A 1,456-nucleotide genomic window follows, 5' to 3' on the forward strand; every position below is an offset into this window, starting at 1 on the left:
AAGTTATTGTGTTTCTGATTTTATAGCCGATTACAATTCCTATAGAGGGAATGCATACGGATTGGCAAATACCTTAATGCAGACTGCTAATTTAAAACCCTCACTTAAAAATAATAAAATAGACAACCTTTTTTATGCTGGACAGCTAACCGTTCCCGGTCCTGGTGTTCCACCGTCAATTATTTCTGGTAATGTAGCCGCCCAACAACTYGTTAAGTACTTTAATCACTGATTATGAAAGAGATATTTGATAAACTATCAGCAGAGTGCAGTAAAATAACTACTCAGAGATATAGTACAAGTTTTTCACTTGGTATTTATTTTTTAAGTAAAAAACTAAGGAGACACATTTATGCTATTTATGGCTTTGTTCGCCTGGCCGATGAGATCGTCGACAGTTTTCATAACTATGATAAACAAAAGCTGCTTGAAAAATTCAGCCGGGATTGTTTCGAAGCTATTGAGGCCGGGATAAGTCTGAATCCTGTTTTGAATTCATTTCAGCAAACTGTTAATCAATATCAGATTAGCGGCAACCTAATCGATCTGTTTCTAAAAAGTATGGAAATGGACCTGGAACAGAACACCTATACACAGGAAAAATACGACCAATACATTTTAGGTTCGGCACAGGTAGTTGGACTAATGTGCTTAAAGGTTTTTACCGAAGGTGATGATAAAGAGTATAATAGGCTTACAGAATCGGCTATGAAATTGGGATCTGCTTTTCAGAAAGTAAACTTTTTAAGGGATGTTAAGGCCGATTATAATAACCTTAGCCGAACATATTTTCCAGGTGTAAATCTTTCCAGTTTTTCAAATGCCGATAAGAAAATGATCGAAGAGGATATTGAAAATGAGTTTAAGGCTGCTCTTGTGGGGATAAAACAATTACCTTCTTCTTCAAGAAGAGGAGTTTATCTTGCCTACATTTACTATAGGGAATTATTTCATAAAATAAAAAGAACTACCGCCGAGTGCGTGTTGTCTGAACGGATAAGAATTTCAAATAGTCATAAAATTGGTTTAATGTGCGACTCAATCATCAGATATAAAATAAATGCTTTATGAGGGTTTTAATGTTATTAATTATTTTTATTTCACTTTTGTCATCCAAAATCATTGTGGCTAATGAACCGAACTTGTCTGAATTACGAGATTTATATTACAGGGCGGCTGAAAATAAAGAATCTGCTTTCAGACTTTCAGCAATGCTCAAAACTGTCGACACCCGTTCTCCATCAATTCTGGTTTGTTATAAAGGTGTATCTGAAATGCTGGAAGCTAAATATTTAATAAATCCGTTTAATAAACTGAGTAAATTTAAAAACGGAAGAAAGTTAATTGAACATGCAGTAAAAGCCAATCCTCACGAAATTGAAATCAGATTTCTGAGATTTTGCATTCAAACAAATCTTCCAGGTTTCTTGGGATATAAGGATCATATAAAGGGAGA

2 protein-coding genes and 1 pseudogene are annotated in these 1,456 nt (G+C 34.6%); all 3 read left to right on the forward strand.

Translation table 11 applies throughout. The features are described from left to right. Positions 1-232 (forward strand): annotated as a pseudogene (locus tag AC1DG9_RS26975) (phytoene desaturase); the annotation flags it as partial. Positions 233-234: 2 nt separating this feature from the next. After that, a complete protein-coding gene (locus AC1DG9_RS26980; protein WP_288879411.1) occupies positions 235-1,071 on the forward strand; it encodes a phytoene/squalene synthase family protein in 837 nt (278 codons plus the stop codon). 8 nt (positions 1,072-1,079) lie between these two features. Then, positions 1,080-1,456: hypothetical protein (locus AC1DG9_RS26985; protein WP_477635682.1), on the forward strand; the 377-nt coding region annotated here is incomplete at its 3' end.

This window comes from Pedobacter sp. 05L430 (genome assembly GCF_056397585.1).

Coding starts and splice junctions, on each gene's coding strand:
- AC1DG9_RS26980 (WP_288879411.1), top strand. CDS start 235: ATGAAAGAGATATTTGATAAACTATCAGCAGAGTGCAGTAAAATAACT.